Here is a 16366-nt window from a genome sequence, read left to right on the forward strand (position 1 = left end):
TCGTTGCGGGCTGAACCCACCCCCTTCTCGTTGTTCGGCGGGCTCGGTCACACGGGGACGGACGACGCGTCGCCGACCGGCCACGGTGCGACGGAGAGGCCGTCGGCTTCACGCCGGACCTCCACGATGCCGGTGCCGTTGAAGTGGGCGGGGACGACCAGTTCCCTTTCGGCGGCGGCCCGTTCGAGGACGCGCCGGCGGCTCTTGACGGCTTCGTCCGGGTCCAGGCAGAAGCAGCTGTTGCAGGACGGCCTGAGGATCTGTACCGGACTGTGCAGGAGGTCGCCGACGAAGACCGCGCGGTCGCCGCCGGAGTCGAGCCGCAGCACGGCGGAGCCGGGAGTGTGGCCGGGTGCGGATTCCAGGGTCAGGTGCTCGTCGATGCGGTGGGTGCCCTCCCACAGCACCGCCTGGCCGCTGCGGTGCACGGGCGCGATGCTGTCGTCGTACACAAGCCGGTCGTCGGGGTGCCGACCGGCTCCCCCCATGTTGTCCGGGCCGAAGTGGACGTCGTCGGCAGCCGGGACGAGGTAGCGCGCGCGGGGGAACGTCGGGACCCACTCCCCCGCGGCGTCGGTGGTGTTCCAGCCGACGTGGTCGGCGTGGATGTGGGTGTTGACGACGATGTCGACGTCCTCGGGCCGGATGCCGGCGCGTGCCAGGCCGCCGAGGAAGTCGCCCTGCCAGTGGTGGAACTGGGGCGAGCCGGGCCGCTCGCGTCCGTTGCCGACTCCGGTGTCGATCAGGACGGTCCGCCCGGCGCTGCGGAGGACCCAGGTCTGCAGCGCCATCACGGCGTTGTCGCGCTCCGGTTCCCAGTGGTCCGGGGCGAGCCACTCCGCGTTGTCGCGCCACACCTCGGCGCCTGAATCGGGGACCAGGCCTCGGGCCGGGGCGAACGCGCCTCGCCATTCGACGACCCGGATGACCTCGACGTCTCCCAGCATCATGCGTTGCGGGCTCTGCGTGGTGTTCATGTCCCCGACCCTAAGGACACCTCACTGAGGCTCTCAATGCGCGCACTGCTCCCGTGCATACGTGTGCGTCTCACAGGTGATGCCAGGGATAGTGGCCGTCATGGATGTGGTGAGCGACGCGATCGCGGCGGTACGCACGGGGCAGGCGGCGTCCGAGCGGGTTCGGGTGGGCGGGAGTTGGTGCGCGCGGTTGGCTCCGTACGACGGCGCGGGCTTCCATGTGGTGCTGGAGGGCGGCTGCTGGCTGCTGCCCGACGGTGGCCCACCGGTCTCCCTCGGCGTGGGCGACGCGGTCCTGCTGCCCCACGGTACGGGGCATGTGATCGCCGACTCCCCCGCCGACGCGGCGACCGTCGCACGGGCCATGCCGTTCGAGCACTGGACGGGTGGCCCGCCGGGGCCGCGCCGGCTGGCCCGGCCGGTGCCAGGAGGAGTGGAGCTGCTGTGCGGCAAGTACCGCCTCGACCACAGCCGGGTCCACCCGCTCCTGGCGGAACTGCCCACCGTGGTACATCTGCCGAACCGGGTGGGGGACCATCCCGAACTGAGGTCCGCCATCGGCCTGCTGGGCGGCGAGCTGACCGCGGGGCGCCCCGGATCGGGTGTCGCCGTCCCGAGCCTCGTCGACCTCCTGCTCGTCTACATGATCCGGGCGTGGGTGGACCGGGGCGACGGCGGCGCGTGGTCGGCGGCCCTGGGAGACCCCGTGACCGCCGCCGCGCTCCGTGCGCTGCATGCCGACCCGGCCGCCGCGTGGACCAACGAGCGGCTGGCCGCGGAGGCGGGGGTCTCGCGCCCCACGCTGGCGCGGCGCTTCGCCTCCCTGGTGGGCAGGCCGCCGATGGCGTACCTCACCTGGTGGCGGCTGACCCTGGCGGCCGCCGCGTTGCGCGACACCGGGGACTCCCTGGCCGCGATCGCCCGCCGGGTCGGCTACGGAACCCCGTACGCGCTCTCGCACGCCTTCAGCCGCGAGTTCGGAACGACGCCGGGGCGGTACCGGGCACGGGCGGTCAGCGGCGACCGCGACGGGCCGGGGAACGCGGAGGCGGGCGGCGAGGATGCGGAAGGTGCAGGAACCGTGCGCGGGGCGGGAGTTGTGCGTTAACCGCGTGTGAACGAGGAATTTCCTACCGGCCGGTAGACATGGCGTCGCGCAAGCGTGAATCTAGTCGCGAACATGCCAAACCGTCGTGTTCGCCCAGGCGCGTCCCACCGGACGTGCCTTCGTCCACAGGAGATCCCCCACATGCATCGCCACACCCTCCGCGCCAGAACGGCCCTGTCCGCCGCCGCGGCCGTCGGCATCCTGGTCGCGTCCCCGGCCACCGCCATGGCCACGCCCGCGGCGTCCGCGCCCGCGGCGGCTCCCGCCGCCGTGACCGCAGCGTCCACGGGCGGGGTCGCCGACCTCGCCGGTGTCGACTACGGCACCTGGCGGCGCGACGTCAGGGCGGTCGTCGACCAGGCCCGGCCGTACATCAAGCAGCGCAGCTCGAACGCCGGCGGTGAGAAGCAGGCGATCGTCCTCGACATCGACAACACGTCGCTGGAGACGGACTTCCACTTCTTCCTGCACCTGCCGACGCCGGCCGTGCAGGACGTCCGCGACCTCGCGCAGTACGCGCACTCCCGCGGCGTGGCCGTCTTCTTCGTCACCGCGCGCCCCGGCATCATCCACGCGCTGACCCAGTACAACCTGAAGGCCGTGGGCTACCCCGTGGCCGGGCTCTACGTGCGCAGCCTGCCCGACCTCTTCGACGAGGTCAGCACCTACAAGACGGCCAAGCGCGCCGAGATCGAGGCGCGGGGCTACACGATCATCGCGAACATCGGCAACCGGCCCACCGACTTCGTCGGCGGTCACGCCGAGCGGACGTTCAAGCTCCCGGACTACGACGGCAAGCTCTCCTGACGCCCCCGCGCCCCCGGACCGGCCGTGTCACACGGGCCGGTCCGGGGGCGTACCCCTGCCCGGCGTCAGAGCATCCGGCCGAACAGCCGATCCCAGCCTTCGTCAGCAGGTCGCGCGGACGTAGCCGTCCGCGCCCGCGGGGCGGACGTCGGTGTCCCGCTGCACGATGGAGAGGGTGCCGCCCCAGCGCGCGCACGCCCGGGAAAGGCCCTCCGGCTCGTACTCGATGACCAGCACGCGGTTGTCGAAGGCGGTCGCGTACGGTGCGCACTCGTCGTACTGGCCGCACTCCTCGGCGACCGCGAAGTCGAAGCCGATGTCCCGGCCCCGCGGCGCGAGTTCGGCGGCGTTCTTCTGTCCGATCGCCAGTCCGGCCGCATGGGCGCGGCCGACGAGCAGCCGGGCGAAGGCGAGGTCGTGCTCGGCTGTGAGACGGCCCTGGGAGCGTTCGTACGAGTCGAGGTTGTCGGCCTCGACCGCCTGGTACCCGGCGGTGGCGCAGCCGTCGATCCACGCGCCGACGATCGCGGCGAGACGCTGCCGCTTGGCGGGGGTGGAGATGTCGAAGAGGGCCTCGTCCCAGTCCTGGTCGACGACCAGTTCGCCCGAGGGGCTCCGGAGGAGCAGGTCGGGGTGGTGATCCTGCCACCACTCGGTGGCGTCCGGCTGGGCCTGGAAAGCGTTGACGTAGCAGATGTTGTAGAGCCCGTCGGCCGGCTTCGCCGTGCGGTCACGGGAGACCGCTCCGACTCCGGGGGGCGGCGGGTACGGCCCGCCGATCTGGTAGTCGAACCCGACGTGGGGCTCGGGCGGGACGACCGCGCCGGGGGACGAGGACGGCGGCGCGGGCGGGGCGGAGTCGCCGTCACCTCCGTCGCCGGACGAGGTACATCCGACCGCCGTGGCGGCGAGCACGCCGGCCAGGGTCAGGGCCGACAGCGCGCTGCGGAGGGGACGGGATGCGCGGGCGATCACGGTGCGGGGGCTCCTGGTCGTCGATTGCTCGGGGCGGCGCACGGCCGCCCGCGATCCCCTACGGTACGTGCGCGGCCCGACCCGGCCCGCATCGGACCACCGGACACCCGGCGAACGGGCCGACAACATTGAGCGTGCGTCACACATCCACGGTGCTCACGTACCTGAACGTGAGGAACGGGACGTGGTCACGACGCCTCGGCCGCCGCCTTGATGCGGCGGCCGAACGCGTCGGCGTCCTTGCGGGCCGCGCCGAGCGCGAGGCCGACGAGCAGCTTGCCGAGTCCGTGGCCCTCCAGGACGTTGAAGATCCTGACCCGGGTTCCGCCGTTCGGGAGTGGTTCGAGGTCGTAGCCGCCCTCGGCGGCCGTGACGATGTTCTTCGAGATCTCGGCCCAGCGGATCCGGTGCGGTGCGTCGAACTCGGTGATGCGGAACTCGCGCCCCGTCTTCATCCCGGCGTCCTTCACCGTGCTGCGGAAGACGGTGCCCACGGCCGTCGGCGTGTCGGGGACGCGCTCGATCCTCTGCACCCGGGGGCTGAACTTGGGGTCGTTGCGGCCGTCGGCGAGGAACGCGAAGACTTCCTCGATGGGACGGTTCACGTCCGTCGTCGCCTCGAACTGTCCGGACATGAGCGCACTCCCTGGTGTGTTCGCCGTCTGTCGGCGAGCGTACGGGAGGGGGTCACGCCCCGCACTCCGGAGCGGCCGGACGGTCAGCGGGTCGTCCAGCGGACGCGCGGCGGGCGCACCGAGGCACAGAGCGGCATGCCGCAGGCGTCGGTCAGGCCGAGCCGTGCTTCGGCGGAGCCTCGCTCCACGGCCTGGGCGGGGAGGTCGCCGAGGAGGAGTCCGGCCCGGCGGAACATCGTGAACGCTCCTCCTGCTGGTACCTCGCCCCAGGTGAGGTAGAGGAAGCGGGCGCCGCGCCGGCCCTGCACGTACGGCCCGCGGAAGTCCCGCGTCCCGTCCGGCGCGAGCATCGTCTCGACCGTGAACTCCCACACCGTTCGGCGGCGTCCGCGGGCACCGCGCCTTCCGGCTCGCGCCCGCGCTGCACCGCGACGTGCACGTCCTGGTGGTCGCCGCAGGTCCGTCCCGGCAGGTCGCTGCCGACGATGCGCAGGGAGAGCGCCGTCCTGTCGCTCACTGCGAGTCCACCCCGCCGCCGCCCTGTGGTGTCATCATCGGCTCTCGACCTCCCGGGCACATCGTGGGGCGCGTCTGTCCGCACGCTGCGGGAGGTGTGAGGCTGCCCGGACTCCGCGGGCGATGGGGGCGGGGAGGTGTACTCACTCCCCGCCACTCTCAACTTATAGCGCACAGGGGGGCTTGCGGCAAGGCCCCGGTGGTGCCGCACAATCGCCCATCTAAGCCAGCCACCTGCGGACATAGGAGATTCACCCAGTGCGTGTGACCGCCCTGCCCCACAGTGCGTTCGACCTTTCCGGCCACCTCTCCGCCAAGGCCGTCCCGGCGCTGATCGGCCGTGACGAGCAGCACTTCGTGGCGATCGCGGAGAGCCTGGAGCAGACGATCGCCGAACTGTCCGAGCGCCTCGACGCCACACGGAAGGCGCCCGGCGGCGTCGGCCGCGAGGCGATGGACCGGGACGCGGAGATCCACCGGCTGAGCAACCGCCTGCGCACCCTGCGCCGCTTCGGCCTCGACCTGTGCCTCGGGCACGTCGTCGCCGCCGACGACCCGGAGCCCGTGTACATCGGACGGCTCGGCCTCACCGACAGCGAGGGGCGCCGGCTGCTGCTCGACTGGCGCTCCCCCGCGGCCGCGCCGTTCTTCGCGGCCACGCACGCCGACCCGATGGGCCTGACGAGCCGTCGCAGGTACCGCTGGACCCGCGGCCGGATCAGCGACTACTGGGACGAGGTGTTCACGGCCGACGGGCTCGAAGGGCACGCCGCGCTCGACGACCAGTCCGCCTTCATCGCCAGCCTGGGCGCCACGCGGTCGCCCCGGATGCGCGACGTGCTCGCCACCATCCAGGCGGACCAGGACGCCATCATCCGGGCGGGATCCCGCGGGGCACTCGTCGTCGACGGCGGCCCCGGTACGGGGAAGACGGTCGTCGCCCTGCACCGCACGGCGCATCTCCTCTACTCCGACCCGCGTCTCGGCCACCGCCGCGGCGGCGTGCTGTTCGTCGGGCCCCACCAGCCCTACCTGTCCTACGTGGAGGACGTGCTCCCCAGTCTCGGCGAGGAGGGCGTGCAGACCTGCACCGTGCGCGACCTCGTCGCGGAGGGCGCCCGGGCGTCGGCCGAGACCGACCCCGAGGTGGCTCGTCTGAAGTCGTCCGCGGACATGGTGAGGGCGATCGAGAAGGCCGTCGCGTTCTACGAGGAGCCGCCCCGCGAGGGCATGAACGTCACAACCGACTGGGCCGACTTCTGGCTGAGCGCCGACGACTGGGCCGAGGCGTTCGCGGCACCGGACCCGGTTACCCCGCACAACGAGGCGCGTGACCTGATCTGGGATGAGCTGACCACGATCCTGCTGGGCAAGTTCGACGGAGACGTCGCACCCGAGGTGTTCCAGAGATCGCTCCGCAACGACCAGGAACTGGCCGACACCCTCCATGGCGCGTGGCCGCTGCTCGAACCGACCGACCTCGTCGGGGATCTCTGGTCGGTCCCCGCCTACCTGCGCATGTGCGCCCCGTGGCTGGGTCCCGACGACGTGCGGAAGCTGCGGCGCGCTGACGCCCAGGCCTGGACGGTGTCCGACCTGCCGCTGCTGGACGCGGCGCGGCAGCGGCTCGGGGACCCGGAGGCGGCACGGCGCAAGCGGCAGCACCAGGCCGCCGTCTCCGCCGAGCGCGAGCGGATGGCCCGGGTGATCGACGAGATCATCACGACCGCCGACATCGACCAGGCCGGCGACGAGAGCGAGGGCGCGGTGCGGATGCTGCGCGGGAAGGACCTCCAGGACAGCCTGATCGACGAGACCGCACTGCCGGGCACCGACCGGGACCTGCTCGTGGGTCCGTTCGCGCACATCGTCGTGGACGAGGCCCAGGAACTGACCGACGCGGAGTGGCAGATGCTGCTCCAGCGCTGCCCGTCCCGGAGCTTCACCATCGTCGGCGACCGTGCGCAGGCCCGGCAGGGGTTCACGGAGTCGTGGGAGGAGCGGCTGGAGCAGATCGGGTTCGACCGGATCGAGGTGGCCTCGCTGGGCATCAACTACCGCACGCCCGAGGAGGTCATGGCGGAGGCGGAGCCGGCGATCCGGGCCGCGCTTCCGGACGCCAACGTGCCGGCCTCCGTCCGCAGCAGCGGCGTGCCCGTCGGCCACGGATCCGTCGCGGACCGCGACGCGATCCTCGACGAGTGGCTGTCCGGGCATGCCGAGGGGACCGCCTGTGTCATCGGCGACCCCGCCTTCCGTGAGACGTCCCGCGTCCGCTCGCTGACGCCCGCACTGTCGAAGGGTCTCGAGTTCGACCTGGTCGTCCTCGTCGACCCGGAGGCGTTCGGCAGGGGTGTCGAGGGAGCGGTCGACCGCTATGTCGCGATGACCCGGGCGACGCAGCGGCTTGTCGTCCTGACGGGCTCCTGACCCGGGGGTGACGGACGAGGGCGCCGGTCCCGGGGTGTGCGGGGCCGGCGCCCTGGCGTCATGGCACTGCCTCTGGCCTGCGCGGATCCCCGCGTGATCCCTCGCACAGACCGACCGGTAGGCGTGCGGTCGCGTGCTAGCGTCCGCGAGCGTGACATCCGCCCCCGGCGGGCCCGGGCCCGCTTCTCCGACGGGTCCGGCCGGCCCCTGCCCGTACGGTGGCGGGACCGGCTCCGCGCCCGCGCCGAGTCCGCTGCGCGACCGGTTCGGTGGTCCCGTCGGCCGTTTCGAACTGCTCGACCTGTTCGGCGAGGAGTTCGTCGCCGATCCCTACCCCTGGCTGGACGCGCTGCGGACCGAGGCGCCGGTCCATCACGACGCCGCCACCGGTCTGTGGCTGGTCAGCCGGTACGAGGACATCCGCCGGGTGCTGCTCGATCCGGAGGCGTTCCGGCCGGACAACGCTCAGCACGCGGTCACGCCGCTGACCGTGCCGGCGCTGCGGCTCCTCGCCCGCGCGGGATTCCGGCTGCGGCCCGCCCTGGCCAACAACGCGACCGAGAGCCACGCCGGGCTGCGCCGTGTGGTGACGCGGTTCTTCAACGCCCAGCGGGTCGCCGCGGCGGTGCCGGTGATCGGGCGGATCGCAGGCGAACTCCTCGACAGCGTACGGGCGGAGCTCGACGCACGGGGTTCCGGCGACCTCTTCGGCACGTTCGCGCACACCCTGCCCTGCCGGGTCATGATGGAGCTCCTGGGGATCGACGATCTGGACCCCGTGACGCTGGTGCGCTGGAGCGACGCCTCTCTGGAGCTCTTCTACGGTCGGCCGGATCCGGAGCGGCAGGTCGAACTCGCCGCGCTCGTCGGCGAGTTCCACCAGTGGCTGACGTCGGTCGTCGTCGACCGGAAGGCGGCGCCGGACAGCTTCGTGGGGGCGCTCGCCCGCCACCGCCTGCCCGACGGCGAGGCGGTGGACGTGCATACGGCGGTCGGCGCCTGCTTCTTCGTCTTCATCGCCGGACAGTCCACGACCGGTCAGCTCATCGCGACGGTGCTGCGTAACGCGCTCGCCGAACCCGGCCTGTGGCAGCGATTGGCACACGAGGAGGGGCTGGCCGAGGCGTGGGTCGAGGAGGTGCTGCGCCGGGAGCCGCCCGTGACCACCTGGCGCCGGGTGACGGCGGCTCCGGTGGAGCTGGGCGGCGTACGGCTCGACGCCGGCGCCGAGTTGCTGCTGATGCTCATGGGCAGCGGATCCGACACCGAGGTCTTCGACGCCCCGGACCGGCTGCTCCCCTCGCGGGCCAACGTCCGCCATCATCTGTCGTTCGGGGCGGGCCGCCACCGCTGCCCGGGCGCCTCCCTTGCCCGTACGGAGGCGGCGGTGGCCCTCAAGGCGGCGGCCGGCCGTCTCCCGGGTCTCCGGCTCACCCCGGGTGCGCCGCCTCCGCCCGTCCTGGACCTGCTCTCGTTCCGCGCACCGCTGGAGGTGCGGGTGACTGACGCCCTGACCGCCGGAGTCTGAGGCGCTCGGACACCGGGGCGCGGCGGTCAGGCGGGCAGCCGGGCGCAGCGGCGGCAGGCGCGGGCCGAGGAGGCCGTCAGGGCGTGGGAGGCCGCGGCGAGGCCGCACGCCAGGGCGATCAGGGGCCACTGTGCGGTCATGAAGGACGCGACGGCCAGCGAGAGGGCGGCGAGCGCCATGGACACCGTGGCCGTCGTGCCCGTCCACGCGACCAGGAGCGGGAGTCGCTCCGGGGTGGGCAGGCGGCGGGCGAGTGTGCCCGTGGCCGCCAGGGCGCTCGCGGCGAGCAGGGCGGCGGCGCCCGCGACGACGGCCAGCAGTTGAGCCGTACGGGGCAGCAGCCCGTCCGGGCCGGTCCCCGTGGTGACGAGGGTGTACCAGCAGGCGAGGAGCAGCGGGGCCACGAGGACGACGGAGCGCGCCGTGTGGCGGGCCTGGGCGATCGTCAGTTCGCGCTGGCAGGCGGGGGCGAGTTCGGCGGGCGTCCCGAACTCCCGTACCGCCTCGCGGACCGCTTCCCCGTAGGGCGTTCCCTCGCGGGTGTACGCCTCCACGGCGTCGGACAGCCCGCCGCGCACCTCCTCGACGAGGCGCTCCATGATGCGGCGCGGACCGTGGAGCGCGCCGCGCAGCTCCGTGGCGAACGCGTCGATCGGGTCCCCGGAGTCCGTCGGGTCCGCCGAGCCGACGGAGTCGGTGGGGTCGATGGAGCCGGTGGGATCGGTGATGTCGGTGGGATCGGTGGAGTCGTCCACGTCCCTGCGCGCCCTCATGTCGCGGGCCTGGGCGGGGCGGCGGGGTTGAGGACCGAGCCGATCGCCGTCGTGAACTCGCGCCAGGCCGCCCGCTCCCCCGCGAGCGCTCCGCGCCCGGCGTCGGTGAGTTCGTAGCAGCGTCGGCGGCGTTCGCCGGTCGCGTCCCAGCTGCTGCTCAGCAGACCGATGCGCTCCAGCCGGTTGAGCGCCGGATAGATCGTGCCCGTGCGCAGGTCGAGCACGCCTCCGCTGCGCTGCTGGACCGCTGTGATGATCGCGTACCCGTGCAGCGGCCCCGGCTCCAGCACGGCCAGCAGCAGTCCGTCGAGGTGCCCTCGCACCGCATCAGCCCTCATAGGTAGGCAGCCTACTCAATGAAGCAGTAGCCGTGCTATCTATTGGCAGCCAACATATAGCGCATCGGCTGGAGGGGGCTCGCAGTGACCAAGCTGCTGCTGTCCATACACGTACTCGCGGCGATTCTGGTGGTCGGGCCGATCACCGTCGCCGCCTCGCTCTTCCCCCGCTACGCGCGGCAGACCTCCTCGGTCGCCGCGCTGCTGCACCGGATCTGCCGGGGTTACGCCGTCGCCGGCGTCGCCGTCCCGGTCTTCGGCATCGCCACGGCGATCCAGCTCGGCGTCCTCACCGACGTCTGGCTGATCACCTCGCTGGTGCTGACCGCGATCGCCGCCGCCGTCCTGATCCTCGCGATCCTCCCCGGCCAGCGGCGCATGCTGGACGGGGCCGAGACCGCCGGAGGCCCCGGCGACTCGGCCTCGCGCGCGACTGCGGCGCGGCTGGCCATGCTCACGGGCGTCTTCAACGTGCTGTGGGCGGTCGTCGTGGTCCTCATGATCGTCCGGCCCGGCTCGACGACGGGGGCGTGACGACCGTGCGCGTCCTTCGTATCGCCGCCGCCGCGGAGGCGGCCTCCCTGGTCGCCCTGCTGGCCAACCTGCTCACCGCGCACGCGCCCGCGGTCTCATCCCTCGTCGGGCCGCTTCACGGGACCGCCTACCTGGTCACGATCGCGGCGGCCTGGCCGGCTCCCGGCGCCGCCCCGTCGGGCGCCCGATGGCTCGCCGCCATCCCGGGGGTCGGCGGACTGCTCGCGCTCCGCCGGCTCCGGGGCAGCCACCCAGACGCCCAGAAGCCCGCAGGCTGATCGCCGGCCGGGACGCCGAGCATGACTCCGCGACCCGGCGCCCGGCGCAGCGTCGCGGAGCCCGGCGCCCGGCGCAGCGGCGTGGAGCCCGGCGGCCGGCTTCAGGCCGGCTTGCGCCATACGGAGATGTGCTTCGGGGAGTCCTGGACGAACGGCGCCCCGTCCCAGTCCGCGACGCGGCGCTCCAGCTCGAGCCCGGCGATCCGTGCCATCAGGTCGAGCTCCGCCGGCCAGGCGTACCGGTGCCGGGAGTTGCCACGACGGTAGCGGCCGTCGTCGCCGTCACGGGTGAAGTGGTGCGAGACCAGAATCTGCTCGACCAGGTCGAAGGTGTCGAAGCCCAGATGCCGCTCGGAGACGTCGAACGGCACCGCGACCTGGCCGGGTGGCAGGGACCGCAGCGGCGGCACGCCCAGCTCGATGACGAATCGGCCGCCGGGCTCCAGATGACGTGCGGCGTTGCGGAAGCACTCGACCTGCTCGTCCTGCGTGAGCAGATTCGTGATGGTGTTGTAGACGAGATAGACCAGGGCGAACTCGCCCGGAACGACCGTGGTGGCCATGTCCCCGATGGTGACCGGGAGCGCGCTCTCGTCGGCCTTGCGCCGCAGCACCGCCGCCATGTGCTCGGAGAGTTCGATGCCCACGACCCGCACGCCGCGTTCCCGGAGCGGGACGCCCACTCGTCCGGTTCCGATGGCGAACTCCAGCGCCCGGCCGTCTCCGGCGAGCTCGGCGAGAAAGGCGAGAGTCGGTCCGAGCACGGCGGCCGAGGACATCTCGGTCTCCTCGGCGTCGTAGCGGTCGGCGGTCGCACGGGTCCACAGTTCACTGCTCGTCACGAGCGCCCACTCTGCCGGGTGCCGAGGGACACTGTCGACGCGTTTTCGCCGCCAGGAGTTCCCCGGGCGGGCATGGTGTTGGCTGGCTTGCGACACCATGCCCCGCATCCGTACGAGGAGTCGACATGTCCCCCGCCGGCCAGCCGCCCCAGCGCAACGCCCAGCCCCCGACCGCCCAGGCCTCGCTCGGCGCCGGTGTCGTGGTGACCGACGACGCCGGGCGGGTTCTGCTGGGGCTGCATCCCAGCGGGGCGTGGGAGCTGCCCGGCGGGAAGGTGGATCCGGGCGAGTCCATCGAGTCGGCGGCGGTGCGTGAACTCGCCGAGGAGACCACGCTCGTGGCCGACGCGGCCGACGTCGAGGTCATCGGGATCCTGCTGGACTCGCTCACCTCGACGGAGCTCACCCGGCTGACGGCGGTGGCGGTCGTACGGGCCTTCAGCGGCACCCCTGCCGTGGCGGAGCCGGACAAGATCCTGCGCTGGGAGTGGACCGCGCTCGACCGGCTCCCCGAGCCGCTGTTCACGCCCTCCGCCCAGGCGCTCAGGACGTGGCGCCCCGAACTGCCCATCGAGGAGGGTCCGTTCCACCGCTACCGCGTGATGCCGGGCCGCTGACGGATCACACCTCGGCGATGAGGGCGTACCGTTCGTCGTCCACCCGCTTCCCCCAGAGGTCGTCGTCCGCGGCTCCGTCGAGGGGTTCGACGCGGAGGCGGGCGACGAGCGGGCGGACGGCCGCGGCCAGCCCCTCGGCGCCGATGCCGCCGTGCCATGGCAGGGCCTCGGCACCCGCGACGTACGGGACGCCGCTCTGCCCCGACTCCCGCCAGCGCCCCTCGACGAGGACCAGCGTGCCGCCCGGCCGCAGGCGGCTCACCCAGGCGCGCAGTGCGGCCTCGGGGTCGGGCAGGGTCCACAGCAGGTGCCGGGACAGCACGGCGTCGAACCGCTCGCCCCCGGTCGGCGGCGCCATCGCGTCACCGGACAGGAACCGGCCTTCGAGGCCGGCCGCCGCGAACTTGGCCTGCGCCTGTTCCACCATTCCCGGAGCCAGGTCGACGCCCGTCACCCGATGGTCCGCCGAAGCGAGGAGCAGCGAGAGGGAACCCGTCCCGCATCCGACGTCGAGGACGTCGGCCGGTGCGGGCGGCATCCAGGTCTCGAGACGCCGGGCCCAGGCCGCGCGGGTGCGGTCGGCGCGCAGTCCGTGGTCGGGTTCGTCGTCGAAGCTCGGGGCGGCGGAGTCCCAGTAGGCGGCGATGGCCTCGGTACGGTAGGTCATCCGACGATCTTGGCAGCGGGCACTGACAGCGGGCCCGGGACCTCGTCCGCGCACCGAGAGACCAGCGGGGAACCTAGTCGCGGAATTGAATAGGTACGGTGTTGAATACCTCTGACGCGTGCCGCTGAGGGCACGCCGCCGCACGGAGGAGCAAGAGGCCCATGCACACCGGCCCGTACACGCGTTATGTCGCCCTGGGCGACAGTCAGACCGAAGGCCTCGGGGACGGCGACGACACCACCGGCCTCCGTGGCTGCGCCGATCGGCTCGCGGAGCTGATGGCGGCGAGCAGCCCCGGACTGACCTACGCCAATCTGGCCGTACGGGGCCGCCTCGCGGGTCAGGTCCGCTCCGAACAGCTCGGTCCGGCGCTGGCGCTGCGGCCTGACGTGGCCACCGTGGTCGCCGGGATGAACGACCTCCTCCGGCCACGGTTCGACGCGGACGAGGTGGCCGGTCATCTGGAGGCGATGTTCGCCCGGCTCACGGCCCAGGGCGCGCGGGTGGCGACGGTGACGTTCCCGGACACGGGGCGGGTGATCCCGCTCGCCCGGCCGCTCGCCTCGCGCGTCCTCGCGCTCAACGAGCGCATCCGTGAGGCGGCGGCGCGGCACGGCGTCGCGGTCGCCGAGACCTTCCACCACCCGGTGGTGACGGACTCCCGGCTGTGGAGCGACGACCGGCTGCACGCGAGTCCGCTCGGCCATGAGCGGATCGCCGCGGCGGTCGCCCACGCCCTCGGGGTTCCGGGCAGCGACGACGCCTGGACCCGTCCGCTGCCCGAGCGCCCGGGCCCCCCGCCGTCCGTCCCGCGCAGGGCGCTCGACGAGGCGCGGTGGGTCGCGGGCTTCCTCGGCCCGTGGCTCGGAAGACGGCTGCGCGGCCGCTCCTCGGGGGAGGGCCGCACGGCGAAGCGTCCCGAGCTGGTGCCGGTCCTGGCCGGGTGAGGGACGGCGCGGGCCGTACCGCTCACTCGGCGCGAAACAGCCTCAGGAGTCCGAGCGGTCGGCCTTCGCCGCCTTCTCCGCCTGCATCTCCTTGATGCGGACCGCTTCCTTGCGGACCTCGGCCTGCGTGGCGCGCTCCTTCTGGAGCCACTCGGGGTCGTCCGCCTTCAGTGCCTCGATCTGCTCGGTGGTGAGGGCCTCGGTGATGCCGCCACGGGCGAGTCCGGAGATGGAGATGCCGAGCTTCGCCGCGATCACCGGCCGCGGGTGGGGGCCGTTGCGCCGGAGCTCGCGGAGCCACTCGGGCGGATCGGTCTGCAGGGCGTTCAGCTCGGTGCGCGAGACGACACCCTCCCGGAAGTCGGCGGGGGTGGCCTCGAGGTACACACCCAGCTTCTTCGCCGCGGTCGCGGGCTTCATCGTCTGGGCGCTCTGGTGCGACGTCATGGTGTCAAGGGTATCGAGCGTGTGAGCTACCTCTGACCACGACCGGTAACCTGGCGGGGTGACTGGCCAGGAAGAACCCTCCTCGTTCCGGCTCGCGTACGTACCGGGAGTGACGCCCACGAAGTGGGTGCGGGTCTGGAACGAGCGCCTGCCGGACGTCCCGCTGACCCTCGTCCAGGTGCCGGCCGCCGAGGCGGACGAGCTGCTGCGGACCGGCGGTGCCGATGCCGGGCTCGTGCGCATGCCGGTCGACCGTACGGAGCTCAGCGCGATCCCCCTGTACGCCGAGACGACCGTGGTCGTGGTTCCGAAGGACCATGTGGTGGCGGCGGTCGAGGAGGTGTCGCCCGAGGAGCTGGCGGACGAGATCCTGCTGCACCCGCTCGACGACACACTCGACTGGGACCGTCCGCCGGGGCGGCCGGCGATCGAGCGCCCGGCGACGACGGCCGACGCGATCGAGCTGGTCGCGGCCGGTGTGGGTCTGCTCGTGGTCCCGCAGTCGCTCGCGCGCCTTCACCACCGCAAGGACCTCACCTACCGGCCGCTGTCGGACACCCCCGAGTCGCGGGTCGCGCTCTCCTGGCCGCAGGCGGAGCCGACGCCGGACCTGGTGGAGGAGTTCATCGGAATCGTTCGCGGGCGGACGGTCAACAGCACCCGGGGTCGCGCCGCGACGCCGCCGCAGCCGAAGGCCAAGGCGAAGGCGAAGCGTCCGGAGAAGAGCGGCAGGCCGGCCGACAAGAGCCCCCGGGCCGGTTCCGGCGGTGCGAAGGGCGCCAAGGGTTCGAAGAGCGTCAAGCGCGGCAGCAGCAAGCCCGGCAAGCCCCGCCGCAGGCCGTAGCGGCCCGTCGCGCCTCGCCGGAGGGGGCGTCCGTGCGTTCCGGTGATGGACAGCGGAACGCGGCGGGTGATCTTCTGACGGGATGACCGACGACACGCACGCGTACGCCCGGCGGAACGTCCTGCGGGGCGCCGCCATCGGCACGGCCTTACCGTTTCTGCCGACCACGGCCCATGCCCGCACCCCCTCCCCCGCCACCGCCACCGCCGCTCGGAATCGCGCCGAGGCCTCCGCGCACGCCTCGGCCTCGCTTCGGTGGCTGGGCACGTCCGGCTGGCGGATCGACACCGGCGGGCGCACGGTGCTCTTCGACCCGTATCTCACCCGCTTCAGGACCGGCCTCTTCGACGGGGACTTCGACCCGGCCACGCGGATCGCGGCGACCGATCCCACGCTCGTACGGGAGTACGCCGGTCGCCCGGAGCTGATTCTCGTCAGCCACTCGCACTGGGACCACATCGCCGACGTCCCCTACCTCGCGAAGACCACCGGGGCCCGTGTGGTGGGAACCGAGACGACCTTCCATCTGCTGGTGGCCTTCGGCGTGGACCCGCTCCAGATCTCCGTGGTCAAGGGCGGTGAGGTGCTCGACTTCGGCGGCGGCCTCACCGTGGAGGTGGTGGCGAGCCTCCACAGCCGTAACAGGAAGCACTCCTACTTCGCGCCGGGCACGCTCACGGCGCCGCCCGCCGCCGCTCCGGCGACCATCTCCGACCTGCCCGAGGGCGACACGCTCGCCTTCCAGGTCACGGCCGGCTCCGACGGGCCCGCCGTGTTCCTGATGGGCGCGAGCGACTTCGCCGAGCGGGCGGCCGAGGGGCTGCGGCCCGACGTGGCGACGGTCGCGGTCCCCTCCAGCACCGCGACCCACCGGTACGTCCCCCGGCTGCTGCGCACCCTGGGATTCCCGCCGGTCGTGGTCCCGGTCCACTGGGACGACTTCGAGACGCCGCTGCGCGGGCCCGTGGTGCCCGACCCGACGATGGACCTGTCCGGGCTGATCGGCCAGGTGCACCGGGAGTCGCCCGCGAGCCGTGTCGTCGTTCCCGACTACCGGACCGTGTACGGCGGTGACATGCGACCCCGTCGCTGACGCACCGTCG

The 16366-nt window shown here is 73.0% G+C and carries 19 protein-coding genes; 10 read left to right on the plus strand and 9 right to left on the minus strand.

Translation table 11 applies throughout. From position 1 onward, the window contains the following. Window positions 1-47 precede the first annotated feature (47 nt). The gene (locus tag ACF1G2_RS33280) at window positions 48-977 is read right to left on the minus strand and encodes an MBL fold metallo-hydrolase (RefSeq protein WP_391801884.1); all 930 of its coding nucleotides are present in this window, start codon (window positions 975-977) and stop codon (window positions 48-50) included. A 100-nt stretch (window positions 978-1077) separates the two neighbouring features. Here ACF1G2_RS33280 and ACF1G2_RS33285 point away from each other — a divergent pair, with 100 nt between their 5' ends. Next, complete coding sequence (locus tag ACF1G2_RS33285; RefSeq protein ID WP_391801885.1) at window positions 1078-2085, plus strand: AraC family transcriptional regulator; 1008 nt, start codon at window positions 1078-1080, stop codon at window positions 2083-2085. A gap of 141 nt (window positions 2086-2226) precedes the next feature. Further along, window positions 2227-2892, plus strand: a complete 666-nt coding sequence (locus ACF1G2_RS33290; RefSeq protein ID WP_391801886.1) for an HAD family acid phosphatase — start codon at window positions 2227-2229, stop codon at window positions 2890-2892. A 102-nt stretch (window positions 2893-2994) separates the two neighbouring features. Here the strand turns inward: ACF1G2_RS33290 and ACF1G2_RS33295 are convergent, their stop codons facing one another. From ACF1G2_RS33295 to ACF1G2_RS33305, 3 genes are all read right to left on the minus strand, one after another. Then, a complete protein-coding gene (locus tag ACF1G2_RS33295; RefSeq protein WP_391801887.1) occupies window positions 2995-3867 on the minus strand; it encodes an endo alpha-1,4 polygalactosaminidase in 873 nt (290 codons plus the stop codon). A 188-nt stretch (window positions 3868-4055) separates the two neighbouring features. Beyond that, complete coding sequence (locus ACF1G2_RS33300) at window positions 4056-4502, minus strand: SRPBCC family protein (protein WP_391801888.1); 447 nt, start codon at window positions 4500-4502, stop codon at window positions 4056-4058. Window positions 4503-4585: 83 nt separating this feature from the next. Continuing rightward, window positions 4586-4852, minus strand: coding sequence for a DUF5990 family protein (locus ACF1G2_RS33305; RefSeq protein ID WP_391801889.1), 267 nt, complete (start codon window positions 4850-4852; stop codon window positions 4586-4588). Window positions 4853-5276: 424 nt separating this feature from the next. On the opposite strand from ACF1G2_RS33305, the gene helR reads away from it, so the two are divergent. Together helR and ACF1G2_RS33315 are read left to right on the plus strand one after the other, a co-directional pair. Continuing rightward, window positions 5277-7448 carry an RNA polymerase recycling motor ATPase HelR gene (gene helR, locus ACF1G2_RS33310; RefSeq protein WP_391801890.1) on the plus strand — a complete coding sequence of 724 codons (2172 nt, stop codon included), beginning with the start codon at window positions 5277-5279 and terminating at the stop codon, window positions 7446-7448. Window positions 7449-7599: 151 nt separating this feature from the next. After that, complete coding sequence (locus ACF1G2_RS33315) at window positions 7600-8976, plus strand: cytochrome P450 (RefSeq protein WP_391801891.1); 1377 nt, start codon at window positions 7600-7602, stop codon at window positions 8974-8976. Between the two features lie 26 nt (window positions 8977-9002). On the opposite strand, the gene ACF1G2_RS33320 is transcribed toward ACF1G2_RS33315, so the two are convergent. Further along, entirely contained in the window at window positions 9003-9749 is a 747-nt protein-coding gene (locus tag ACF1G2_RS33320; protein WP_391801892.1) for a permease prefix domain 1-containing protein, read from the minus strand. Further along, on the minus strand, window positions 9746-10087 hold the full coding sequence (locus tag ACF1G2_RS33325; RefSeq protein ID WP_391801893.1) for a PadR family transcriptional regulator: 342 nt from the start codon (window positions 10085-10087) through the stop codon (window positions 9746-9748). The genes ACF1G2_RS33320 and ACF1G2_RS33325 overlap by 4 nt, the downstream gene beginning before the upstream one ends. A gap of 84 nt (window positions 10088-10171) precedes the next feature. Between ACF1G2_RS33325 and ACF1G2_RS33330 the strand changes: the two genes are divergently transcribed. Both ACF1G2_RS33330 and ACF1G2_RS33335 read left to right on the plus strand, forming a co-directional pair. Then, on the plus strand, window positions 10172-10621 hold the full coding sequence (locus ACF1G2_RS33330) for a DUF2269 family protein (RefSeq protein ID WP_391801894.1): 450 nt from the start codon (window positions 10172-10174) through the stop codon (window positions 10619-10621). Continuing rightward, on the plus strand, window positions 10618-10899 hold the full coding sequence (locus tag ACF1G2_RS33335; protein WP_391801895.1) for a hypothetical protein: 282 nt from the start codon (window positions 10618-10620) through the stop codon (window positions 10897-10899). Before ACF1G2_RS33330 ends, ACF1G2_RS33335 begins: the two co-directional genes overlap by 4 nt. A 101-nt stretch (window positions 10900-11000) precedes the next feature. On the opposite strand, the gene ACF1G2_RS33340 is transcribed toward ACF1G2_RS33335, so the two are convergent. After that, window positions 11001-11741, minus strand: coding sequence for a class I SAM-dependent DNA methyltransferase (locus ACF1G2_RS33340; RefSeq protein ID WP_391801896.1), 741 nt, complete (start codon window positions 11739-11741; stop codon window positions 11001-11003). Between the two features lie 125 nt (window positions 11742-11866). Between ACF1G2_RS33340 and ACF1G2_RS33345 the strand changes: the two genes are divergently transcribed. Next, window positions 11867-12358, plus strand: coding sequence for an NUDIX hydrolase (locus ACF1G2_RS33345; protein WP_391801897.1), 492 nt, complete (start codon window positions 11867-11869; stop codon window positions 12356-12358). A gap of 4 nt (window positions 12359-12362) precedes the next feature. Here ACF1G2_RS33345 and ACF1G2_RS33350 read toward each other — a convergent pair whose 3' ends face one another. Next, window positions 12363-13025: a class I SAM-dependent methyltransferase gene (locus ACF1G2_RS33350; RefSeq protein WP_391801898.1), complete on the minus strand. Its 663-nt coding sequence runs from the start codon at window positions 13023-13025 to the stop codon at window positions 12363-12365. A 161-nt stretch (window positions 13026-13186) separates the two neighbouring features. On the opposite strand from ACF1G2_RS33350, the gene ACF1G2_RS33355 reads away from it, so the two are divergent. After that, a complete protein-coding gene (locus tag ACF1G2_RS33355) occupies window positions 13187-13972 on the plus strand; it encodes an SGNH/GDSL hydrolase family protein (protein WP_391801899.1) in 786 nt (261 codons plus the stop codon). A gap of 42 nt (window positions 13973-14014) precedes the next feature. On the opposite strand, the gene ACF1G2_RS33360 is transcribed toward ACF1G2_RS33355, so the two are convergent. Further along, complete coding sequence (locus ACF1G2_RS33360) at window positions 14015-14419, minus strand: DUF5997 family protein (RefSeq protein WP_391801900.1); 405 nt, start codon at window positions 14417-14419, stop codon at window positions 14015-14017. 58 nt (window positions 14420-14477) lie between these two features. On the opposite strand from ACF1G2_RS33360, the gene ACF1G2_RS33365 reads away from it, so the two are divergent. Both ACF1G2_RS33365 and ACF1G2_RS33370 read left to right on the plus strand, forming a co-directional pair. Then, window positions 14478-15263, plus strand: coding sequence for a LysR family transcriptional regulator substrate-binding protein (locus ACF1G2_RS33365; protein ID WP_391801901.1), 786 nt, complete (start codon window positions 14478-14480; stop codon window positions 15261-15263). A gap of 82 nt (window positions 15264-15345) precedes the next feature. After that, window positions 15346-16356, plus strand: a complete 1011-nt coding sequence (locus tag ACF1G2_RS33370) for an MBL fold metallo-hydrolase (protein ID WP_391801902.1) — start codon at window positions 15346-15348, stop codon at window positions 16354-16356. Window positions 16357-16366 lie beyond the last annotated feature (10 nt).

It is taken from the genome of Streptomyces sp. NPDC013457 (assembly GCF_043089925.1).
Classification (GTDB): Bacteria; Actinomycetota; Actinomycetes; order Streptomycetales; family Streptomycetaceae; genus Streptomyces.